General features: G+C 40.2%; 18 protein-coding genes. 11 read left to right on the forward strand and 7 right to left on the reverse strand.

What is annotated here, in order from left to right; genetic code table 11:
- Positions 1 to 17: 17 nt before the first annotated feature.
- Positions 18 to 404, forward strand: a complete 387-nt coding sequence (locus EHE19_RS06190; RefSeq protein ID WP_137698286.1) for a methylglyoxal synthase — start codon at positions 18 to 20, stop codon at positions 402 to 404.
- A gap of 340 nt (positions 405 to 744) precedes the next feature.
- Here EHE19_RS06190 and EHE19_RS06195 read toward each other — a convergent pair whose 3' ends face one another.
- Positions 745 to 1452, reverse strand: a complete 708-nt coding sequence (locus EHE19_RS06195) for a DUF4368 domain-containing protein (protein WP_244648344.1) — start codon at positions 1450 to 1452, stop codon at positions 745 to 747.
- Here EHE19_RS06195 and istA point away from each other — a divergent pair.
- Positions 1442 to 2734: an IS21 family transposase gene (istA, locus tag EHE19_RS06200; protein ID WP_190530491.1), complete on the forward strand. Its 1293-nt coding sequence runs from the start codon at positions 1442 to 1444 to the stop codon at positions 2732 to 2734. The genes EHE19_RS06195 and istA overlap by 11 nt on opposite strands.
- On the forward strand, positions 2727 to 3479 hold the full coding sequence (gene istB, locus EHE19_RS06205; RefSeq protein ID WP_190530271.1) for an IS21-like element helper ATPase IstB: 753 nt from the start codon (positions 2727 to 2729) through the stop codon (positions 3477 to 3479). Before istA ends, istB begins: the two co-directional genes overlap by 8 nt.
- 24 nt (positions 3480 to 3503) lie before the next feature.
- On the opposite strand, the gene EHE19_RS06210 is transcribed toward istB, so the two are convergent.
- The 6 genes from EHE19_RS06210 to EHE19_RS19940 form a co-directional block, all read right to left on the reverse strand.
- A complete protein-coding gene (locus EHE19_RS06210; protein ID WP_190530492.1) occupies positions 3504 to 3698 on the reverse strand; it encodes a hypothetical protein in 195 nt (64 codons plus the stop codon).
- A gap of 101 nt (positions 3699 to 3799) precedes the next feature.
- Positions 3800 to 4015 carry a hypothetical protein gene (locus EHE19_RS06215; protein ID WP_137698530.1) on the reverse strand — a complete coding sequence of 72 codons (216 nt, stop codon included), beginning with the start codon at positions 4013 to 4015 and terminating at the stop codon, positions 3800 to 3802.
- On the reverse strand, positions 4002 to 4382 hold the full coding sequence (locus tag EHE19_RS06220; protein ID WP_137698529.1) for a hypothetical protein: 381 nt from the start codon (positions 4380 to 4382) through the stop codon (positions 4002 to 4004). The genes EHE19_RS06215 and EHE19_RS06220 overlap by 14 nt, the downstream gene beginning before the upstream one ends.
- The gene (locus EHE19_RS06225; protein WP_205314729.1) at positions 4354 to 6618 is read right to left on the reverse strand and encodes a phage/plasmid primase, P4 family; all 2265 of its coding nucleotides are present in this window, start codon (positions 6616 to 6618) and stop codon (positions 4354 to 4356) included. The genes EHE19_RS06220 and EHE19_RS06225 overlap by 29 nt, the downstream gene beginning before the upstream one ends.
- Before the next feature lie 60 nt (positions 6619 to 6678).
- The gene (locus tag EHE19_RS06230; protein WP_061214553.1) at positions 6679 to 6855 is read right to left on the reverse strand and encodes an excisionase family DNA-binding protein; all 177 of its coding nucleotides are present in this window, start codon (positions 6853 to 6855) and stop codon (positions 6679 to 6681) included.
- Complete coding sequence (locus EHE19_RS19940) at positions 6803 to 6931, reverse strand: hypothetical protein (protein WP_280513966.1); 129 nt, start codon at positions 6929 to 6931, stop codon at positions 6803 to 6805. Before EHE19_RS19940 ends, EHE19_RS06230 begins: the two co-directional genes overlap by 53 nt.
- Positions 6932 to 7156: 225 nt before the next feature.
- Between EHE19_RS19940 and EHE19_RS06235 the strand changes: the two genes are divergently transcribed.
- From EHE19_RS06235 to EHE19_RS06270, 8 genes are all read left to right on the forward strand, one after another.
- On the forward strand, positions 7157 to 8251 hold the full coding sequence (locus tag EHE19_RS06235) for a hypothetical protein (RefSeq protein WP_137698528.1): 1095 nt from the start codon (positions 7157 to 7159) through the stop codon (positions 8249 to 8251).
- 305 nt (positions 8252 to 8556) lie between these two features.
- The gene (locus EHE19_RS06240) at positions 8557 to 9414 is read left to right on the forward strand and encodes a substrate-binding domain-containing protein (RefSeq protein WP_137698527.1); all 858 of its coding nucleotides are present in this window, start codon (positions 8557 to 8559) and stop codon (positions 9412 to 9414) included.
- Between the two features lie 61 nt (positions 9415 to 9475).
- On the forward strand, positions 9476 to 10333 hold the full coding sequence (gene pstC, locus EHE19_RS06245; RefSeq protein WP_483314000.1) for a phosphate ABC transporter permease subunit PstC: 858 nt from the start codon (positions 9476 to 9478) through the stop codon (positions 10331 to 10333).
- Positions 10330 to 11151 carry a phosphate ABC transporter permease PstA gene (gene pstA / locus EHE19_RS06250; protein WP_137698526.1) on the forward strand — a complete coding sequence of 274 codons (822 nt, stop codon included), beginning with the start codon at positions 10330 to 10332 and terminating at the stop codon, positions 11149 to 11151. Before pstC ends, pstA begins: the two co-directional genes overlap by 4 nt.
- Before the next feature lie 4 nt (positions 11152 to 11155).
- Positions 11156 to 11905, forward strand: coding sequence for a phosphate ABC transporter ATP-binding protein PstB (pstB, locus tag EHE19_RS06255; protein WP_137698525.1), 750 nt, complete (start codon positions 11156 to 11158; stop codon positions 11903 to 11905).
- Positions 11905 to 12558 (forward strand): phosphate signaling complex protein PhoU, encoded by a 654-nt coding sequence (phoU, locus tag EHE19_RS06260; RefSeq protein ID WP_137698532.1) that lies wholly within the window; start codon positions 11905 to 11907, stop codon positions 12556 to 12558. The genes pstB and phoU overlap by 1 nt, the downstream gene beginning before the upstream one ends.
- Entirely contained in the window at positions 12555 to 13232 is a 678-nt protein-coding gene (locus EHE19_RS06265; RefSeq protein ID WP_137698524.1) for a winged helix-turn-helix domain-containing protein, read from the forward strand. Before phoU ends, EHE19_RS06265 begins: the two co-directional genes overlap by 4 nt.
- Positions 13229 to 14911 carry a sensor histidine kinase gene (locus tag EHE19_RS06270; protein WP_137698523.1) on the forward strand — a complete coding sequence of 561 codons (1683 nt, stop codon included), beginning with the start codon at positions 13229 to 13231 and terminating at the stop codon, positions 14909 to 14911. Before EHE19_RS06265 ends, EHE19_RS06270 begins: the two co-directional genes overlap by 4 nt.
- The last annotated feature ends 69 nt before the right edge of the window (positions 14912 to 14980 follow it).

The raw sequence follows: 14980 nt of genomic DNA on the forward strand, positions 1-14980 counted from the left end.
GGTATGTGATTGATAAGATGAACATAGCATTAATGGCTCATGACAATAAAAAAGAATTGATGGCTAGTTTTTGCATAGCCTATAAATCTATTTTTCAGGCTCATCATCTTATTGCAACACGTTCTACAGGCATTTTAATCAACAAGGCAACGGGGCTAAATGTTAATTTGCTGGCATATGGGAGTTTGGGTTCTCAGCAGCTGTCTGCTAGAATTGCTTGTAATGAGATTGACTTGTTGATTTATTTTAGGGATGTAAACGTAGATAATGATGCAAATACTTTTTTGCTGTTTAAACATTGTGATGTAAATAATATTCCGTTTGCTACAAATATAGCGACAGCTGAGGTCCTAATTAAGGGCTTAGAGCGAGAAGATTTAGCTTGGAGAGAGCTGTTGAGATAGAAATTCTCAAACAAATTCAAGAATATTAATCAATTGAAGAACTTTTATTTTGCTATAGATTTGCAGTGCTTTATTTGCAAAATGGTTAATTTGGAGAACTAGAGTTTTAAGTTCAAACAGTGAAAAATTAAAAATAGGATTCTATATACATTCTAAAATCTTGAAATTTCAACCTTTTATGATTACGGTTAAACAACTGTAAATCAATATCTATGTAAAGGTTTGCTATAAAGATTAAATTAATATGAATAAAATTCTAAAAAGCCGAGACATTTAGAGGGTTAGTCTTAGGGATTTTTAATCTTTGAAAAATATCGGCATAGTTTGGTAGTGTTACCGGCTATGCCGATTTTTCTTTTTCAGTGGTGGATGTAGAAACCGGTGGGTCAAACTCGCCAATGCAGTTATAGACGATTTTGATACGCTGTACTCGTCTGCCATCAATGCGCTCTGCCTTGTAAACATGGATTTTTTCAACGAACTCCCGGATAATCTCCGCTGTGAGCTCCTTTATATCTGTGTACTTTCTTACCAAGGTTAGGAAGTGGTCTACACCCAGTGCGCTTTCCTTTTCTGAAGTCATAGTGGATTTTAGTTCTACCAATCGGCTTTCAAGGTTTTGTTGCTCAGCTTCATAATTAGCAGTCATCTTGGCAAAACGCTCATCGGAAATTTTACCCTCGATGTTATCCTCATAGAGCCTTTGGATAATTTCATCTAGCTTTTTGATACGAGCCTGTGATTGCTCTAATTCTCGTTTTCCGTCACGCATACTCTTGTCAAGTTTTATCCTTGTTTTCTTGGTGACCATCTCCACAAATTCGTCCTCATGATTTCTGGCAAAAGCTGTTATCCGGCGGATACCGTCAAGGAGCAATTCCTCAACTACAACATTTCTTATTTGGTGAGAACTGCAGCCGCCTTTTATTTTACGGTAGGTAGCACACACATATAAAGTTATAATTAATAATGTACAAATAATATTAAATAAAAATGTACAAATGGTATGATTACAGGGTACAAAAGGAGGTACCCTAATGATTATCAAAAGTAGTATCATAACAGATTTAAATATTCAAACTGTCAAGGATCTTTATAAGTTAAAACCATTTATGGAGGACACAACATTGAAGGTTAATAAAAGCCAGATCGCAAGGGAACTTGATGTCGATAGGCGTACAGTTGATAAATACATTAATGGCTTTCATAAGGCCAAATTCAGAGAATGCGTGAATTGTATCACTGCTTACTATGACATTATTGCAGAGCTTCTATCTGATAACAGCCAGCAGATATTTTATTACAGAAGAGTTTTATGGCAATACCTAGTAGACAATCATTCTTATGAAGGGTCTTATGTGAATTTCTGCTACTATCTAAGAAAATATCCTGAACTAGACTCATATTTCAAAAAAAGCAGACCTTCAAACGCAAATAACGTAACCATACGTTATGAAACAGGAATGGGTCAACAAGCACAACTAGACTGGAAAGAGTCTATACGATTTACTCTTTCAACAGGTGAAATAATAGAAGTAAACATATTTGTATTATTGCTGTCATACTCACGTTTTAGAGTATACAGGGTATCTCTATCAAAAACACAGGACATATTATTTTCATTCCTTGATGATGCGTTTAACACGTTTGGAGGTGTTCCAAGTGAGATTGTCACCGATAATATGAAAACAGTTATGGATGAGCCAAGAACAGAGTATACAGAAGGGAAAATAAATATAAAATTTAAGCAGTTTGCGGATGATTATGGTTTTAAGGTGCACCCTTGTATTGCAGGAAGACCAAGAACAAAAGCCAAAGTAGAAGCACCAATGAAACTACTTGATGAGATAAGAGCCTACAATGGAAAACTTGATTACAAGGAACTTAATGAGTTGGTCACACGAATAAATAACAGAGTAAACATGCAGGTAAATCAAGGTACAGGTCGTATTCCATTAATGTATTTCAACAAGGAAAAAGCTTTCTTAGGAAGCTTACCAGCCGATACCATAAGAAAGCCTTATCAAATAACTCCACATAAAGTAAAAGTAAATTCATCCAGCATGTTCAACCATAATGAATGCCAGTATTCTGTACCACCAGAATACATTGGAAAAACTCTTACTTTACAAGTGTATGATGGTTACATACATGTTTATTATAACATGGAATTAATAACTATCCATACCCTTAGTAAAAAGAAACTAAATTATTTTACAGAACACTATACTGCTATAGCAAGAAAATCGCATGCATTTAAGGAAGAAAATATAAATGAGCGGGCAAAAGAAAACTTACAGGTTATAGGAGAAGTATATAGTTATGAATAACAGTACATACAACCAGCTATGCCGGAACATGGAAATTCTTGGTCTTGGGCAAATGGTAATTCATCTTGATGAAATATCTAATTTTGTGACATCCAACAATCTTTCGTTTACAGAAGGACTACTGAGACTTAGTAATTACGAAGTTGATTTTAAGGAGGCCAAAGCATCTAGATCTATGATTAAAGCAGCAGCATTTCCTTTTGTAAAGGAATTGAAAGATTATGATTTCAATTTTCAGCCGTCAGTAAATCAGCAAGAAATACAAGAACTTTGCACGCTTGGTTTTCTTGAAAGAAATGAGAATATAGTATTTCTTGGTCCAAGTGGTGTTGGAAAGACTCATCTGGCAACATCAATAGGAATAGCTGCAGCAAAGAAACGTACTAGCACATATTTTATCAAATGTCATGATTTATTGCAGCAACTAAAGAAAGCAAAACTGGAAAACAGACTTGATGTAAGACTCAGACACTTCTGCCATTACAGACTACTTATCATTGATGAACTTGGCTACTTACCCATTGATAAAGAAGATTCTAATATGTTTTTTCAGCTTATAGATATGAGATATGAGAGAAAAAGTACCATTCTTACAACAAACATGAATTTCAACGAATGGGATGGTGTATTCTATGACGCAGTTGTAGCCAATGCAATACTTGACAGGGTATTGCACCATGCACATGTAATATCTATATCTGGAAAGTCATACAGATTAAAGGATCATATGAAGCAAGGAGAATAGTTGTACATAATTATTTAATACTTTTTATACATTTTTCCTTGACAGTTTATATGCGTGGAGACGATAATACTTGTGCAGTTTTCTATGTTCATCTTCAACGATGCAATCTGACAGGAATAAATCAAATGTGTTCTTTGCATATTCATCAGAGTAGTATGAGTGTTGCGGGTGAAGGAGCGTTCCTTCCTTATTCATTTTTGTAAGTGGATAGTTTGCCATTTTAAATTCCTCCTTAAATTATTGTTGTGGGATGTACCAAAAACTTTAGCTCATTTTTGAGCAAAAGCCATACCAACTGTCCGGATATAAGGTTCCTGCGTTCATACTGCTTTGTCAGAAAGATAGGTATATCCAGCAGTACGACAGTATTCGGACAGATCATCGTAACCATTGATGTGAACAGTTGACTGCCCGTCAGTGACGGTATAGCGGATTTCTTTTGTTACTGTCACAGGGTCTCCGGAACGGTTACGAAGATAGAGTTTACCTTTGATACTGTTGTGACTTTTGCCATAAAGCAGGTCAATTAGCTTCATGCTGTTTTCCTCCCTTCATATCTTGATTTTTAGTAGCAGTAGTAGCAGAACTGGTAGCAGAGTTTTTTGGTACTGCTACTGCAGAAAAGTGAGGTATATCAAGGGTTTCCAGCCGGTTGGTAGCAGTAGTAGCAGTACTGGCGAGTTTATACTCACACTCCGCATAATCTTTGAATTCTTTTATTTCTCTGTACCAACTTTTTTGAAATTTTGCTAAGAAGTTATAAGAACTGCTACAACTGCTACCGATTGCTCTCAAAGCCTTGCACTGTGGGCATTTGGTGTGGTAGCAGTTGTGATTTTTACTGCTACCAGCACTGCTACTACTGCTACCATTTTTATAAGAACACAGTTCCGTCATAGCCATATTCCCTCGAAAACTGTTCTTTTGCTTCACTTGTGAGCGAATAATCCTTATAGTAGGTGTTGCCATTCTGCCGGGTAGTGATTGTAGAATAATCTGCGCCGAGGTGTGAAGCGATAGCTTCCCGGAACTCTTTAGCAGTCTTGGCAAAGCCGTTATTGTTTTCCCTACACCAACCTTGGTAAACCTTGTAGATACGGCCTGTGGTACAGTGCTTGTTGATTTTCCCATCAGGCCATTCACACATACACTCCTCAAAGAAGGAGACCACAGTATTGTTATCTGACATATATTTTTCTCTTGCGAGGCTTACGCTGTCTGGCTCCGAGAAACGGTAGCCATTAGTAATAACTTGCTGTAGTGCCTTTATAGTCTTAAAAACAATGCCATCACGCTCGGCATACATTTTGTCAAGGAGCGTTTTGTCCTGCTTATCCTTCGGAATTACGTTAGGGCAGCGTACTACCATAATGCGGTCATAAACCCATTTGCCATCATCACCACCGAACTTAGGTAGTCTGTTCATGCAAAACCAAAGTAGACCGTTATAAGTGAACTCAAAGGCTTGCTGTCCTTTGAACTCGGCATACAAGCTATCGCCACCGGTTATTTTCTTAAAGGTTTTCAGTTCATCCACAGAGAGAAAACTCATATCCGAGCTACCGGCAAGGCGTGTACCATAAATAGCACCGGTGCCGAATCTGGCTTCTATCTCCTTAAGGTCAATGCCGATAAAGTTCCCTTTGCCGAGCAATCGCTCCACAAGGCTCTTTAGCTGAGATTTGCCGGTATCACCATCACCTACAAGGAAAAGTGCTTTTTTCATTCGCCATCCCTTGATGTTGGAGATACACACACCGATAAATTCAAGGAGTAGTTGCTCTATGGCTTTATCGCCATTTGTGAGGGTGTGCATATATCCGTCAAACACTGGTGTGGGTGTTTCTCTGCCTGTCCAGCTACATGGAATTTGTATGGTGGAGAGGATGTCCGGGGAATGTGGAGCAAGAGTGACATTGTTTGCAGTAATATGAAGCAGGCCATTGCTGAAGTTGATTAAATCCTCATTGGCGTTCAATTCCTCTTGGCTCACATAGTTAAGGTCGGTAATAATATGCTGCAAGGTTTCACTGACTTTTCCCATTTTGACAAGTTCCTCATCATAATCCGCAATGTACTGCTTGATAATGCCCATCAGCATATTGTCGGCATAAAGTCGGTAACAGCCGTTTTCATAGACATATTTCATAAGTCCCTGTTTTCCGTTATCCCTAACAAGCACATAGCGGAGGTGTTCTCGCACATATTTTGCAAGGAGCGGAACGCTAACATAGACCTCTCCGGTCTGCTCATTGAATTTTATAAAATACGGATGCTCCATCTTGGATTTGTGGAAGGTGCCATGACAGGCATCAATTCCAGTAGCAATGGTAGCTTCTCTGTAATCCTCACGCTCCCATTTTTCACGATAGAGAGCAGAACTGCGAAAGATATCATCAATAGCTGCAGGGTCAGGCCCGGTGCGAAATGCAATTAAGGCGCATAGTGCGGCATCCGCTTCTGACTGTGAGCCATACTCAGAGATATCGCCATCATCATATAGCTTTTTAAATTTTTCTCCGTTTTTCTGTTTACGGAGATTGCAGACAATATCAAATCCTGCTCGGTCACCGTCACGCTTTTCACTGTATGTTATCTTCTCGGTCTTTCGCATATTTTTATCAAGGGTGGTAAGAACTGCGGCTGTGCTTTCTCTAAGAGGCTCATTTAAAATCACATCTCCTGTGAAAGCTGCAAATCGGTTTGTTAGGCCACCTACATACAATTCCAGGTGATTATTTGGATTTTTCATATAGTAGGCTTTATCAAGTCTGAGATTGCCGTTCTTATCTGCATAAGTGGGAAGTTTGTCTAAATCGCATTTGCCATAAATATGGATACCGCCTCCGCTGACGGAACGCTCAGTATAGGAGTTGAATCGATTAAGCAACATCTCTACAAACGGGTCTGTAAGAGGAATGTGGTCTATGTCAAGGAAGAAGTGGCCTTTCGGTATCACAAAGCCAATACCGGCAGCGCTCTGCTTTGTATTAGCAGTGACTGCTTCATCGTAAGTTACCCATGTGTGGCGGTACTTTCCATTAGTGCCTGTCGCACCACCACCGGCAGCAAAGGGTATTTTGTTGATCCGGTCACCGTCAATTTCCTTGCGCCAGAGAAACCATATCTTCATATCCATTAGTTCCTGCATTGCGTTCGCCGTCTCGTCCACCTCCTCTCCATATAATTTGTGCTTTCATTATCTGTGTGCCGAGTTTTTAAGTAGCCATTCCTTATAGGCATCAACAGGAATTAAAATCCTTGTACCAATTCGTATGGTTGGGAATCCCGGTGATTTTACAAGTTCGTATGCTTTCGGTAGGCTAATGCCCATCTGTGCCGATAGCTCCTGCACACTCATAGTCGTTTTCTCCATTTACTCTTTCCTCCTTATCTTGATATTTGTTTTGGTTTCTACATCCACCATCCGTTACCGTTCCTAAGGTAGCCACCTGTTCGTGGTCTCCTCGTCTTCGATTGCAGTAGAGGCGCTCCGGTCTTCACCATCTTAGCGGCAACACTGCAAAAGTATCTCTTGCGGGTGGACTATTCAGTTATCAAGGAACAGAAATTAACGGGTTCTATAATTTGCTCTTGTATTTAATGTAATTGTACTGTATGATGTAACGGAAGGCAAAAATCTAAATGTTACTCTTAGTGTTACGGAGGTGTCATTCATGCCATACGATGGAATGGGTAATTATATAGAATCAAAAGCCGATAACACTTCTGATGTCATCGGCTTTGGGGATGTTGGCGGTATCGGTCAGTTGATATATCACACATTCAGGTTTCGAGATTATGAGTTTGAGGAAGGCGCCGGTGAATCATGGGACTTAAAACCGATTGTCTACAAAGGCATGGAGCCGGATTTGGATAAGTCAAACGGATTCTCCGGGAAGGAACTATTCCGGGAGGTATATAATCTGGGCAGAAAAATAAACGAATTCTCGGAAGAAAAGCCGTATGTTGATTTGATTATTGAATTTTGTAAGGATGTTGCCCATCCGTACTATATAGACACTGTGTATTCCTTAATGACAGATAAGCAGTTTGATATTGCAGATGATGGTGAAATGCTTGAGAGGGAGTCTTTGTTCAGTCTCTCCACTTTTATGCATGACTTGGAAAGGTTCTATACAGCCACACAGTTCTATTTTGCGTTGAAAAAAGTATGTGCCGGTGACGGAGACGATACTTTTGATTTAGCACAAGAAGGCAAGTTCTTTGAAGGTCTGCCATTCTTTGAAAAATATAAGCATGAAGAAAACTTCCAAGAATATAAGCTTGAAAAAGGAGAAATCACTCCGCAGCAGTTGCTGCATGAAATGATTGCAGAGCAGAAAAAGACAAAACATCGAGAGCAAAAAGAGGTTACATGGTTTGCTCGTGAGCCATTCGATTATTATGAAGAGCTACGTGAGCAGTTAATGGATATGATACCGGATTTTCACATGAGATTAAAAATCAATCCACGGAATAATCAAGTGGTCTTTGCTGCCGATGTTCATTCTGTCTTCGATATTTGTTGGTATACACTTGCTCGTATGCTTGTTGATTTTGGTCCACCGGAAGAAGGCGGTCGAATAAGGGAACTGAACGAAGGTGCGATCATTACCTGCCTTCACTGTGCAGAAGCCTTCATTCGTGATAACAACCGCCAGCTTTACTGCAAAAAAGTCGAATGCCAAAGGGCACATAACGCTGCAAGGCAACGGAAATATCGCGCCAATAAAAAGTTAGCAGAAACAAAAGCTAAGAATAAGAAATAAAAAATAGACCTTGCTACCATGCCCAGTGTGGGTATAGTATTAATAGTCATCGTTTTTTGGCCGTCTTGCGTGGATGCTAATGTTTTAATTTGAAGATGCACCGCGGAGATTTAAATAGTGTGCGTTTTCCGGTACCACAACCTTCCAGCAAAGCCGGAGAATATAAAAATCGCACATATTGCAACAAATCATTATTATTCTCTTGATACCTACTGCATTTTACAAACATTTAATAATTCCCGTACATATCTCAATTAATATTGATTTAAACTTAAGCTAACAATATGAAGGGAGAATAATATAAAATGAAAAAAAGAATTGTAATGGTTTCAGCAATAATAATGGCTTTTGTCGCTTTTGCAGGTTGCGGGAGAACCGCGAATGACAGTATCACAGTAATTTCGCGTGAAGATGGCTCTGGAACGCGGGGAGCGTTTATAGAGCTATTTAAAATCGAGGAAAAAGACACAAACGGAAACAAAGTCGATTATACAACCGAGGATGCCGATATCACTAACAGCACATCAGTTATGATGACCTCTGTCGCGGGTAATGCTAAAGCAATAGGCTACATCTCATTGGGTTCTCTGAATGATTCGGTAAAGGCAGTCATGATCGATGGGGCTGAAGCGACTGTTGAAAATATTAAGTCCGGCGCTTATAAGATATCTCGTCCGTTCAATATTGCAATTAGAGGAACAGTCAGCGAAGCAGCACAGGCTTTTATAAGCTTTATTCTGAGTGCAGACGGTCAGGCCGTGGTTGAAGACAACGGATTTATATCAGCAACTAACAATGGAGCGTTTGGTGGAAGCTCAATATCCGGCAAGGTTGTTGTATCAGGCTCATCATCAGTAACACCGGTTATGGAAAAGCTGAAGGAAGCATATATAGCCGTTAATCCGAATGCGGAAATCGAGATACAGCAGAACGATTCAACGACCGGCATGAACTCGGTGATAGAAGGTATCTGCGATATCGGTATGGCATCGCGTGAACTTAAGGATAGTGAAGTCGCAGCAGGAATTACCTCTAACGTAATAGCAATGGACGGTATAGCGGTAATAGTGAATAACGAGAATACCATAAGCGAACTTACAAGCGAACAAGTCAAGGCTATATTTACGGGAAGCATTACTTACTGGAGTGAAATAGATGGATAAACAGGAAAATAGACATTCACGAACCGCTACTATGTCCCCTAAAAGAAATTTAGTCGGGAGAATGAACATTAAGCATTTCAAAGAAAACGGTGCAAAAATTGTTTTCATACTCGCGGCCTGTATTTCGATACTGGCCGTTGCGCTTATATGTATATTCCTATTTGCAAACGGTATTCCGGGTATGACCAAAATAGGTGTGCTTAAATTTCTGACAGGCAGGGTTTGGAAACCCGGAAACAACATTTATGGAATATTTCCTATGATACTTGGGAGCATTTATGTTACCGCAGGTGCTCTCGTTATCGGAGTGCCGACAGGTATCATTACAGCCGTTTTTATATCCAAATTTGCGTCCGTACGAATTGCAAAAGTCATGAAACAGGCAGTATCTTTACTTGCCGGGATACCTTCGGTGGTATATGGCTTTTATGGTTTAATCGTTGTTGTTCCCTTGATACGCGATATATTCGGTGTAAGCGGAACAAGTATGCTTTCGGCGAGTATCATTCTTGGAATCATGATACTTCCCACAATTATTTCTATCAGCGAACCAGCTTTCAATGCAGTACCTAAACCTTATTACGAAGGTGCTCTGGCACTCGGAGCTACACATGAACGGGCAGTATTCAGAGTAATACTGCCCGCGGCGAAATCAGGAGTGACCGCGAGCGTAGTACTCGGAGTAGGTCGGGCTATAGGCGAAGCTATGGCTGTTATGATGGTAGCGGGCAATCAGGCGCGTATGCCGAAGGGAATTCTGCAAGGCATACGAACTCTTACGAGCAATATCGTAATGGAGATGGGCTATGCTGCCGATTTGCACCGTGAAGCATTGATAGCTACAGCGGTTGTGCTGTTTGTGTTTATTCTTATTATCAATATGCTGTTCTCTGTATTAAAAAGGAGGACGAGAGTATGATGTTGCAAAGAAGAGAAGCGGCTTTAATAAAGGCTTTAGTATATTTGGGAGCGATACTCACATTTGCAATATTGGTCAGCGTGGTAGGTTACATTCTTTTTAAGGGCATACCTAATCTATCGCTCAAATTATTTGAGTTGAAGTACACCACAGAAAACGTATCGCTGTTACCCGCGCTTATAAATACATTATTGATGACATTTTTTTCGCTGCTGCTTGCTACCCCTCTCGGAATATTTGCAGCAGTATATCTTGTTGAATATGCGCATAAAGGCAACAGGCTTGTTAAGATTGTGCGTATAACCGCGGAGACGTTGTCGGGCATACCGTCCATTATATATGGGCTTTTTGGACTGCTGTTCTTTGTAACTGCGTTAGGTCTCCGAATGTCGCTGATTTCCGGGGCTTTGACGCTCAGTATTATGATTTTGCCACTTATAATGCGTACTACTGAGGAAGCGCTTATTGCTGTTCCCGTTGAATATCGAGAAGGCAGTTATGGTTTGGGTGCGGGCAGACTGCGAACAGTGTTTAAAGTCGTGATGCCATCCGCCATACCCGGAATACTAGCCGGAATTATATTATCAATCGGTCGCATAGTCGGAGAAACTGCGGCGCTAATCTATACTGCCGGTACAGTCGCAGAGGTACCCGGAGGCCTGTTTGACTCGGCGCGTACACTCTCTGTTCATATGTATACTCTCGCGAGCGAGGGATTTTATATTAAACAGGCATATGCAACAGCGGTTGTTTTACTTGTTATAGTTGTAGGCATTAACGTTTTATCCGCTTATGTAGCAAAAGAAATTAGGAGGTGATCATATGGGAAAGATTGATATAAAAGATTTAAACCTCTTTTATGACTCATTTCAGGCTTTGAAGGATGTTACGCTTTCTATTGAAGCCAACGAAATAACTGCTTTTATAGGACCATCTGGATGCGGAAAAAGTACGCTACTTAAAACGATTAATCGTATGAATGACCTTGTTGAAGGATGCAAGATAAAGGGAGAAGTGCTGCTTGACGGAGAGAATGTTTATGGCAATATGGATACTTCGATGCTTCGCAAACGTGTAGGCATGGTTTTTCAAAAGCCAAATCCTTTTCCTATGAGCATATATGACAATGTGGCATTTGGCCCACGCACGCATGGTGTTCGCAGCAAAGCAAAGCTTAACGATATTGTTGAACGTTCTTTGCGCGATGCCGCTATTTGGGAAGAACTGAAAGACAGATTAAAAAAAGACGCTCTGGGGATATCGGGCGGACAGCAGCAGCGCCTTTGCATAGCAAGAGCATTAGCAGTTGAGCCGGAGGTATTGTTGATGGATGAGCCAACAAGTGCTCTTGACCCGATATCAACATCCAAAATAGAAGAACTTGCTATAACATTAAAAGAAAAGTATACTATTGTGATAGTGACGCACAACATGCAGCAGGCTGTAAGGATTTCAGACAAAACTGCATTCTTTTTATTGGGCGAAGTAATAGAATTTGGAAATACAGAAAGCCTTTTCTCGGTGCCAAAGGATAAACGCACCGAGGATTACATTACAGGGAGGTTTGGATGATGAGAAGCCGTTTTGATGAGCAGCTTGAACTGTTGAATAAAGAATTACTCGAAATGGGCGCACTTATAGAGCATGCTATCAAAAGTGCGTCTCAAGCCCTTCTAACGCAGGATGTTGATGCCGCTAACAAAGCTATAGAATTCGATAAAGAAGTAGATCAGAAGGAGAAAGACATAGAATCGTTATGTCTTAGATTGTTGTTACAGCAGCAGCCTGTTGCGCGAGATCTCCGCCAGATATCTGCCGCGCTTAAGATGATAACCGACATGGAACGCATAGGCGACCAAGCCGCAGACATATCTGGTATTGTCATTTATCTAGCGGGGACACCTTATATTAAAAGACTTGAGCATCTTCCTCAAATGGCAGATGCAGCCATCAGAATGGTCAAAGGCAGTATAGATGCTTATGTGAGAAAAGATCTTGCGCTTACAAAAGAAATCATAGATATGGATGATATTATAGATAACCTTTTTGTAATTGTAAAAAATGAACTCATAGAACGCATACATGAAAAAGCAGAAAACGGCGAGCAGGCAATAGATTTGCTTATGGTGGCAAAATATTTTGAGCGTATTGGTGATCATGCTCAAAACATAGCTGAATGGGTAGAGTTTTCTATAACAGGTAAGCATAAGGGAGAACTGATATGATTTATTATGTTGAAGATGACGACAACATACGAGATCTCGTTGTTTATACGCTAAACCAATCGGGATTTGAAGCGCTGGGGGTCAAGAACGCTGATGAGTTTTATGCCGCAAGTAAAAAGCAGTCACCTGCTCTTGTGCTTCTTGACATTATGCTTCCAGGTGATGATGGATTATCCATATTGAAGGTACTGAAAACAAATAAAAAAACCGCTGTGATTCCTGTTATCATGGTTACAGCAAGAGGTACTGAATATGATAAAGTTATTGGCCTTGATTCGGGTGCGGACGACTATATAGCAAAACCGTTTGGTATGATGGAGCTTGTAGCAAGAGTAAGGGCACTGCTGCGCCGAACCAACTTGAATTCATCACCTGAAATATTGAAAGAAGGGGGACTTGTTGTAGATCGGCAGAAACATATTGTTACAGTAAACAATAAAAATATAACACTTACTCTAAAAGAATTCGAACTGCTTTACTTACTAATGGCAAACCGCGGGATTGTGTTAACACGAGAACAAATATTAGAATCGATATGGGATTTCAGTTATGATGGTGGTACAAGGACGGTTGATGTTCACATCACAACGTTACGTCAAAAGCTCGGAGAGTACGGGAACCTGATAGATACCATAAGAGGCGTAGGATATCGTTTTGGGGGGGTAATAACGTGACAAAGCGTATATTCAGAAGCATCTTTTTAACCTCTTTAGCCGCTCTCATTTTTGCTTCGGCTTTTATTGTGATTACACTTTATAGAATATATGAAACTGACGCTATAAATGAGCTTAAAATTGAAGCAGCCTATATTTCAGACTTAATTACGCAAAAACAAACCGGGGGAGAGTTTTTAAAGCAAGTTTACTCTGGTGATAGAATCACCTTAATTGCTGAAAACGGTTCAGTAATGTATGACAACATGGCAGATGCGTCTTCAATGGAGAACCATGCCAACAGGTCGGAAATTGCAGAAGCACTGATGACTGGTGAAGGGGAAAGCTATCGCTATTCAGATACACTGTCTCAAATGACGATATACTACGCACTAAAAATACATGAAGGCAATATACTACGTGTATCAAAAACTCAAAGCAGCGTGCTGGGGATGTTGTGGGATGTACTGCCGATGCTGCTCATAATAATATTAAGTACCGCGCTGCTTTCTTATCTTATTGCACGGTATATGGCAAAGCACATAACAGCTCCTATAAACGCACTGAATCTCGACTCCCCGTTTAATAATGATATATACGACGAGCTAAGTCCGCTCCTTACGCGTATAGAGCAGCAGAATAAAGATATAAAAAAACAGATGTTGGAGATCACCGAAAAGCAACGAGAATTTAACGTAGTGACAAAAAATATGCGCGAAGGATTAATCCTGCTATCCGCTAAAGGTAACATACTTTCCATAAATGAAAGCGCTGTTAAAATATTTCAGGCGGACATTGAAAAAACTATTGGTAACCATATTCTATCTGTAAATCGATCTGTTCCCATGTACAGGGTTTTTGAGGGAGCAATAAATGGAATAAACACAGAAGCACTTCTTACGATTAACAACAAACATTATCAACTGTTGGGTAGTCCTGTAGTATCCAAAGCTAGAACGCTCGGGGCTGTTATACTATTGCTTGATGTCACCGACAAGCACAGCGCTGAACGTAGCCGAAGAGAATTCACTGCAAATGTATCACATGAATTAAAGACGCCGCTTACTTCTATATTAGGTTATGCAGAAATTATGAAAAACGGTCTCACAAAACCAGAAGATATGCAGAGGTTTGCAGGGCGCATACATTATGAGGCAAGCAGGCTGCTTTCACTTATAGACGATATACTGGAACTGTCACAACTCGATGAGAAGGCAAAGTTGTCCGATAAAGAGCCAGTTGATCTTTATTCCTTGGCCGAGGATGCTCTAAGTAGACTTAAATCGATAGCAGACAAGAAGGAGATTACTCTTTCTGTTCATGGTGAACATATTGTAGTTTCCGGTTACAGAAAAGTACTTGATGGAATGCTGTATAACTTATGCGATAACGCAATTAAATATAACATTGCGGGTGGTAACGTTGCCGTGAGAATAGACTATAAGGACTATAAGCCTGTTGTTACTGTAAGCGATACTGGCATAGGTATTCCGGCAGAACACCGGCCCCACATATTTGAACGGTTTTATCGGATCGATAAAAGCAGATCAAAAGAAATTGGCGGCACAGGACTCGGACTCTCTATCGTAAAGCATGGCGCAATGCTACACGAAATTACTATTGATATGAATAGCAAGGAGAATACAGGCACTACTTTTAAGCTTACCTTCCCCCGTAACAGCGAAGCCTTAAAAGGTTAATTATAAACAATAAGCGCCACTGAATTTTTTGTTCAGTGGCGTTTATTGTTCCGCTTGAAGAGAGTCGGT

The organism is Ruminiclostridium herbifermentans, from assembly GCF_005473905.2.
Taxonomy (GTDB): Bacteria; Bacillota; Clostridia; order Acetivibrionales; family DSM-1351; genus Ruminiclostridium; species Ruminiclostridium herbifermentans.

What these genes read in the sequence shown, in the direction of transcription:
- EHE19_RS06190 (WP_137698286.1), top strand. Translation starts at nt 18, where the DNA reads ATGAACATAGCATTAATGGCTCATGACAATAAAAAAGAATTGATGGCT.
- istA (WP_190530491.1), top strand. Translation starts at nt 1,442, where the DNA reads ATGATTATCAAAAGTAGTATCATAACAGATTTAAATATTCAAACTGTC.
- istB (WP_190530271.1), top strand. Translation starts at nt 2,727, where the DNA reads ATGAATAACAGTACATACAACCAGCTATGCCGGAACATGGAAATTCTT.
- EHE19_RS06210 (WP_190530492.1), bottom strand. Translation starts at nt 3,698, where the DNA reads ATGGCAAACTATCCACTTACAAAAATGAATAAGGAAGGAACGCTCCTT.
- EHE19_RS06215 (WP_137698530.1), bottom strand. Translation starts at nt 4,015, where the DNA reads ATGAAGCTAATTGACCTGCTTTATGGCAAAAGTCACAACAGTATCAAA.
- EHE19_RS06220 (WP_137698529.1), bottom strand. Translation starts at nt 4,382, where the DNA reads ATGGCTATGACGGAACTGTGTTCTTATAAAAATGGTAGCAGTAGTAGC.
- EHE19_RS06225 (WP_205314729.1), bottom strand. Translation starts at nt 6,618, where the DNA reads ATGGATATGAAGATATGGTTTCTCTGGCGCAAGGAAATTGACGGTGAC.
- EHE19_RS06230 (WP_061214553.1), bottom strand. Translation starts at nt 6,855, where the DNA reads ATGGAGAAAACGACTATGAGTGTGCAGGAGCTATCGGCACAGATGGGC.
- EHE19_RS06235 (WP_137698528.1), top strand. Translation starts at nt 7,157, where the DNA reads ATGCCATACGATGGAATGGGTAATTATATAGAATCAAAAGCCGATAAC.
- EHE19_RS06240 (WP_137698527.1), top strand. Translation starts at nt 8,557, where the DNA reads ATGAAAAAAAGAATTGTAATGGTTTCAGCAATAATAATGGCTTTTGTC.
- pstC (WP_483314000.1), top strand. Translation starts at nt 9,476, where the DNA reads ATGAACATTAAGCATTTCAAAGAAAACGGTGCAAAAATTGTTTTCATA.
- pstA (WP_137698526.1), top strand. Translation starts at nt 10,330, where the DNA reads ATGATGTTGCAAAGAAGAGAAGCGGCTTTAATAAAGGCTTTAGTATAT.
- pstB (WP_137698525.1), top strand. Translation starts at nt 11,156, where the DNA reads ATGGGAAAGATTGATATAAAAGATTTAAACCTCTTTTATGACTCATTT.
- phoU (WP_137698532.1), top strand. Translation starts at nt 11,905, where the DNA reads ATGAGAAGCCGTTTTGATGAGCAGCTTGAACTGTTGAATAAAGAATTA.
- EHE19_RS06265 (WP_137698524.1), top strand. Translation starts at nt 12,555, where the DNA reads ATGATTTATTATGTTGAAGATGACGACAACATACGAGATCTCGTTGTT.